The following is a 6,260-nucleotide window of genomic DNA, read 5'->3' as shown; positions in this document are numbered from 1 at the left end:
GGACACTCGCCCCGCCCCGACCCGTACGCCCGCCCGGATGTCCGTACTGCCCCGGTCCGGCCGGGCCGCCCGGGCGCGGGGACCCGACCCCTCCCCGCGATCCCCGGGGTGATCATCCGGCCCCGGACAGGCCGAAGCCCGGGCCGCTACGCGAGCGCCCGGGCTACCGAGGTTGTTCCGGCCTGGTCAGGACTTCGGCAGGTACTCCGCGTCATACGCCTCTTCGGCCTGGATCTGCTCGTCCAGCAGACCCTGTCCGTACATGAAGTCGGCCATCTTGTCCCACACCTGCGGGTCGATGTAGCCGAGTTCGCCGTTGTCGTTGCGCATCAGCGGCCGGGTCGCCATGAGGACCGCGAGGGCGTTCTCCTGCCGCCCCTTGTCCCGGAGCCCGGGAATGTACTTCTGGCTGAGCTTGACCGCCTCTTGCGGGTGGTCGATGGTGTACTGCATACCGCGCAGCGAGGCGTCCACGAATTTCCGCACATCGTCGCCGCGCTTGTCCAAGGTGGCCTGCTTGGCGCCGAGCGAGGGGCCGACCAGGGCCTGGCCGCCGCCCTCGCTGGAGAGGTTGAGGGCGCGCACCGGAGTACCCGACTCCTTGAAGGCGATCGCGTCGTTGTTGGTGTAGCCCATGACACCGTCCACCCGGTCGCCCTTCAGGGCGGCCTGCTGGGTGAAGCCGATGTATTTCACCTTGGCGTCCTTCGGGGTGAGGCCGCCTTCCTTGAGCAGTGCCAGCAGCCCGAAATACGTCTCGCCGTAGGGGCCGGGGGTGCCCAGCGTCTTTCCCTTGAGGTCGGCGGGCTTCTTTATGTCGGAGTCCTCCGGCACCAGCAGCGCCACCGGGTACTTGTGGTAGACCGTGGCGATGTCCACGATCGGCAGGTTCTTGGCGCGGGCCTGGAGGATCTCGTCTCCACCCGCGTAGACTACGTCCTCTTTACCTCGCTTCAAGGCGCCGAACAGGTCCTCGGCGGCCCCGTGGTGACGGATGTTCACCTCGATGCCGGCGCTCTTGTAGAAGCCCTTCTCCTGCGCCACGTAGAACGGTGCGAACTGGATGTTGGGCGTGTAGGTCAGCCCGACCGTGATGGCGTCGCCGCTCTTGCCCCCCGACTTTCCCGGCTCTTCGGCACAGGACGTCAGCGCGGCCACCGCCGCCACTGACAGCAGAACCGCCCCCACCGCATGGCGTCTGCGCGCCGGCCGCTGGCTGGTCCCGAATGTGGAACGCACGTACTTCTCCTTAGGAAAAAAGCGAGTCGGGTTCGCTGGATTCAGCGCTTGACGAGACGCTCGAACAGCCGGACCACTCCGTAGAACACGGCCGCGAGCAGGCAGAGCATGACGAGTGTGGAGAACAGGCCGACGGTGTCGTCCTCCTGGCGCTGCACGGTCAGCAGCTGCCCCAGGCCCTCACCGCCCATGACGAACTCCCCCACCACCGCACCGGTGATGGACAGGGTGAAGCCGTTGCGCACCCCGGTCAGGACGCTGGGCAGGGCCAGCGGGAGCTCGATGTACCAGAGCATCCCCCACCAGCCAACGCCGTCGACCCGGGCCGCGTTCATCACCTCGGGGTCCACCCCGCGCAGTCCGAGCACGGTGTTGACCACGATGGGGAAGAAGACCAGCAGCGCGCAGAGCACCGCGATGGGCAGCAGCCCGTAGCCCAGCCAGATGGCGAACAGCGGGGCCAGGGCCACCGCGGGCATCGCCTGGGTGGCGGCGATATAGGGCTGGAGGGCGGCGGCGGCAATCTTGCTGCGGGCGATGAGATAGCCCAGCGGAAGGGCCACGGCGAGGCCCAGCCCGCCACCTGCCAGCGCCTCGGTGGCGGTTTCCTCGGTGTAGTCGAGCAGTTCGCCGTGCCGGATTTCGTCGATGAATCGATCGGCGAGATCCCAGGGCGTGGGCAGGAAGTAGGTGGAGACGGCACCGGTACGGGTGGCCAGATCCCAGGCGACAAGGAGGAGAACACCGAGGGTGAGGGGCGGTAGCACCGCGCGATATACCCGCGTCATCCGCTTCCCGGGCAGCAGCCCGTCGGTGCTCCTATTCCGTCCCCGGCCCATATGCCGGTCGGTCTTCCGCGCTCCTCCCGCTGGGGTGGAATGCGCTTCGTCCTCGCTATGCGCTGGCCCGGTGGCCGCTGCGACGGTGTCCGCTTGCGCCAACACCGTCCCGCCTCTTCGGCGCCTCTCCGTCATGCCCAAATCCCCTTGCATTACCGGACGTTGCCAGATCTCGGCACGCCTGCGTGCAACCTATCGCCAGCACGCTCCAGTACACAATGTGATCAGGTAGGCAGAATTGAGTTGTCGGGGTGTGGCGGCGCGGGTTGTGGGGAACGCGAACACCCCGCCGCGCGACGGGGTGTTCGAGTTCGTGGGATTTCGCGGGAATTTCAGCCGGTGCGTTCGCCGGACCTCCAGGACCGGGGCGGGCAGCCGTCCGCCAGGGAGGGCTGCCAGCGCGGAGTGCGGGCCGACTCCTGGTCCGCCGCGCCGGCGGCCTGCTCCGCGCGGCGGGCCACGGCGAGCAGGACGGCGGTGGCGGCGGCCAACTCGTCCGGACCGGGGTTGCCCCGGATGACCTTGACCAGGGCGGGTGCGAGCGGGCCGTCGATGACCGGCCCTCCCTCGGCGGGGTCTGCGGCGGCGCTCATGCCGGCTGGTTCCCGTGCTTGCGGGCCGGCAGGTCGGCGTGCTTGTGGCGCAGCATCTCCAGCGCGCGGACCAGGATGGCGCGGGTGTCGGCCGGGTCGATGACATCGTCCACCAGGCCGCGCTCGGCGGCGTAGTAGGGGTGCATCAGCTCGGCGGTGTACTCCTTGACCAGCTGCGCGCGGGTGGCGTCCGGGTCGTCGGCGGCGGCGATCTGGCGGCGGAAGACCACGTTGGCGGCGCCCTCCGCACCCATCACCGCGATCTCGTTGGTGGGCCAGGCGTAGGCCAGGTCGGTGCCGATGGACCGCGAGTCCATCACGATGTACGCGCCGCCGTAGGCCTTGCGCAGCACCATGGAGATGCGCGGCACGGTGGCGTTGCAGTAGGCGTACAGCAGCTTGGCGCCGTGCCGGATGATGCCGTTGTGCTCCTGGTCCACGCCGGGCAGGAAGCCGGGCACGTCCACCAGGGTCACCAGCGGGATGTTGAAGGCGTCGCAGAACTGCACGAAGCGCGCGGCCTTCTCCGAGGAGTGGATGTCCAACACCCCGGCGAGGGTCTGGGGCTGGTTGGCGACGATGCCGACCAGGTTGCCGTCGAACCGGGCGAGGGTGCAGATGACGCTGGGGGCCCAGCGCTCGTGCACCTCCATGTGCTCGCCGTCGTCCACGATCTCCTCGATGACCTTGCGCATGTCGTACGGCCGGTTGCCGTCCACCGGCACCAGGTCGAGCAGCGCCTCGCAGCGGCGGTCGGCCGGGTCGCCGCCGCGCTGCACGGGCGGGGCCTCGCGGTTGTTCTGCGGAAGCAGGGAGAGCAGGTAGCGCACCTCTTCCAGGCAGGTCTGCTCGTCGTCGTAGGCGAAGTGGCAGACCCCGGAGGTCTCGGCGTGCACATCGGCGCCGCCCAGGCCGTTCTGGCTGACCTTCTCGCCGGTGACGGCCTGCACCACGTCCGGGCCGGTGATGAACATCTGCGAGGTGTCGCGGACCATGAAGACGAAGTCGGTGAGCGCCGGGGAGTAGGCGGCGCCGCCCGCGCAGGGGCCGAGCATCACCGAGATCTGCGGGATGACACCGGAGGCCCGGGTGTTGCGCTCGAAGATGCCGCCGTAGCCGGCGAGCGCGGAGACGCCCTCCTGGATGCGGGCGCCGGCGCCGTCGTTCAGCGAGACCAGCGGGGCCCCGGCGGCCAGCGCCATGTCCATGATCTTGTGGATCTTCTGGGCGTGGGCCTCGCCGAGCGCACCGCCGAAGATCCGGAAGTCATGCGCGAAGGCGAACACGGTGCGGCCGTGCACGGTGCCCCAGCCGGTGACCACACCGTCGGTGTACGGCTTGCGGTCCTCCAGCCCGAAGCCGGTGGCCCGGTGCCGGCGCAGTGGCTCGACCTCGGTGAACGTCCCCTCGTCGAAGAGCAGGTCCAACCGCTCCCGGACGGTCAGCTTGCCCTTGGCATGCTGCGCCTCGGTGGCGCGGGCCTCGCCCTCGCGGACCTGGCTGCGCAGTTGGAGCAGTTCGGACACCCGATCGTGCATCATCGCGTCGCTCTCCGGCATGGAACATCCCCCATGTCCTCGTGTGGCACTGGGCGCGGCCTGCGCCTCGTTCACCGTACAAAGGGGATATCGGACATCGACAGCACAGCACTTGAGGATGTCCGCAAGAGGACAACGTCCCTATCTCGCAATCGATTTGTGTGGCAGGAATTGTTTGCCGGAACGCGGCAGGTAAGGCGGAGTTCCCGGTTCTTGGCGGCAAATACCGTTCCCGGTAAGGACGTTGTGGCACGCGGTGCCATTTATGAAGTGGTCAGCGGTCGCGCAGGATACCCAGTTCGGTGGCCCGCACCCCGGCCTGGAAGCGGGAGCTGGCGCCCAGCAGTTCCAGGATGGCCGTGACATAGCGGCGGTAGGTGCGTACCGAGACCGCCAGATCGCGGGCGGCGGCCTCGTCGGTCACCCCGTCCCGCAGCCGCTCCAGCACCCGGCGCACCATGTCCGCGCGGGCCCGGTTGTCGAACTCGAAGGGCCCGCCCAGCCGGGTGGCCCCGCCCCAGACGCTGACGAACAGGGAGTGCAGGGTCCGCACCACCTCGGGGTCGCGCACCATCGAGGTCTGGCGGCCGGCCGCCGACTCGGCGCACACCAGCGCGCTGCCGCGGTCCGCCATGACCAGGGTGGGCAGCGGCACCTGGGAGGTGCGCACCTCGGCGCGCCCGGTCCAGCACTCCGGGGGCCGGCCGCACAGCAGCCGCACCGAGACCGGTTCGCCGATGCCGGCGGCCAGCTCGGCCAGCGCGTTGTGCAGGGGCGCCGTTCCGGTGCCCTGGTCGGGCAGCACCACGTCCACGGTCTGCCGCGCCGACCGTGCCACCTGCGCCGCCGCCGCCCGGATCTCGGCGTCCGCCATGGCCACGCCCACCTCGGCCACCTGCCGGTCGCGGTCCTGGCGGGCCCGGTGCTCGGCGACGGTCGACTCGATCAGGGTGCGGACCTGCCGCAGGGTTCGTTCGATGGTGTCGTCGGGCACGTCCGGTCCCGCCGAGCCCAGCGGCGCACGCTCGTTCATACCCCCGCCTCCATCGATGGAGTGGTCCGGCGGCCGTCAGTGACGGCCCGGCAGCAGCCCTAGTTCCACCGCCCGGACCCCGGCCTGGAAGCGGGAGTTCGCCCCCAGTTCGCGCATGACCTCGGCGACGTGGCGGCGGTAGGTGCGCAGCGACACCTGCATCTCCCGGGCGGCCACCTCGTCGGTGTTGCCGGTCCGCATGCTCTCCAGGATCCGGCGCACCGATTGTGCGCACAGCCGCCCGTTCAGCCGTGGGTATTCCGCCAGTTCCACCGCGTTCCCCCAGGCGCCGGCGAACATCAGCTCCATGGCGTGCACGGTCGCCGGGTCCTCGACGATCGAGGCCTGCCGCCGCCCGTCCTGCTCCTGGCCGTGCCGGACGTAGGCGGTGCGCCCGTCCACCAGCAGCGCCTCCTGGAGTTCGCTGTCGGCGACCCGGACCTCGAAGCGGGAGGTGTTGCGGGCCACCGCGCGGATCCGGGTGGTGTGCACAGCGCTGGGCACGCACAGCAGGCGCACCGCGATGGGCTCGCCGCCGGCGGCGGGCAGTCGGGCGAGCCCGGCGAGGAGCGGGCCCTCCTGCTCGACGCCGGTCAGCACCGCGCTGACGCTCTGGGTGGCGCCGCAGACGAGCCGCTCGATGGCGTCGGCGGGGACGGCGGCGGCCAGGGACGCCTTGGCCAGTTCCCGGCGGTGCCGGCTGACGGTGCTCTCGATCAGGTCCCGGGCCGCCAGCAGGGCGCGCTCGACGTAGTCGGTGTAGTCCGTGCCACCGGGGTGGTCGGCGTACGCCGCGCAGTGGGCGCGGCCCACGGGCTCGCGCCCCGCCGGACGGCCCGGATCCGCCAGGGCGGCTCGCTCGGCCAGGCCCCAGACGCCGGGCCCGTCGCTCACGGGCGCGGGCTCGGGCTTGATCGGAAGAGCAACCATGACTTCCCCTGGTCTGGCGCGACGGCTAATGCGGATTTACCGAGGTCCCGCAAATACCCTCGGCCGGAACCAATCCCCCGATCCCCCC

6 protein-coding genes are annotated in these 6,260 nt (G+C 70.4%); all 6 read right to left on the bottom strand.

Annotated elements, in window-relative coordinates; genetic code table 11:
- Positions 1 to 186 precede the first annotated feature (186 nt).
- A complete protein-coding gene (locus E4099_RS27590; protein ID WP_245245220.1) occupies positions 187 to 1,239 on the bottom strand; it encodes an ABC transporter substrate-binding protein in 1,053 nt (350 codons plus the stop codon).
- A 41-nt stretch (positions 1,240 to 1,280) separates the two neighbouring features.
- The gene (locus E4099_RS27585; RefSeq protein WP_245245222.1) at positions 1,281 to 1,865 is read right to left on the bottom strand and encodes an ABC transporter permease; all 585 of its coding nucleotides are present in this window, start codon (positions 1,863 to 1,865) and stop codon (positions 1,281 to 1,283) included.
- A 545-nt stretch (positions 1,866 to 2,410) separates the two neighbouring features.
- Positions 2,411 to 2,671, bottom strand: a complete 261-nt coding sequence (locus tag E4099_RS27580; protein ID WP_135341844.1) for an acyl-CoA carboxylase epsilon subunit — start codon at positions 2,669 to 2,671, stop codon at positions 2,411 to 2,413.
- Positions 2,668 to 4,230: an acyl-CoA carboxylase subunit beta gene (locus tag E4099_RS27575; RefSeq protein ID WP_135341843.1), complete on the bottom strand. Its 1,563-nt coding sequence runs from the start codon at positions 4,228 to 4,230 to the stop codon at positions 2,668 to 2,670. The genes E4099_RS27580 and E4099_RS27575 overlap by 4 nt, the downstream gene beginning before the upstream one ends.
- 253 nt (positions 4,231 to 4,483) lie before the next feature.
- The gene (locus E4099_RS27570; RefSeq protein ID WP_135341842.1) at positions 4,484 to 5,242 is read right to left on the bottom strand and encodes a DNA-binding response regulator; all 759 of its coding nucleotides are present in this window, start codon (positions 5,240 to 5,242) and stop codon (positions 4,484 to 4,486) included.
- A 36-nt stretch (positions 5,243 to 5,278) separates the two neighbouring features.
- Complete coding sequence (locus E4099_RS27565) at positions 5,279 to 6,172, bottom strand: helix-turn-helix transcriptional regulator (RefSeq protein ID WP_245245218.1); 894 nt, start codon at positions 6,170 to 6,172, stop codon at positions 5,279 to 5,281.
- Positions 6,173 to 6,260: the final 88 nt, after the last annotated feature.

This window comes from Streptomyces palmae (genome assembly GCF_004684805.1).
Taxonomy (GTDB): domain Bacteria; phylum Actinomycetota; class Actinomycetes; order Streptomycetales; family Streptomycetaceae; genus Streptomyces; species Streptomyces palmae.
This window is presented reverse-complemented; position numbering and strand designations above follow the sequence as displayed.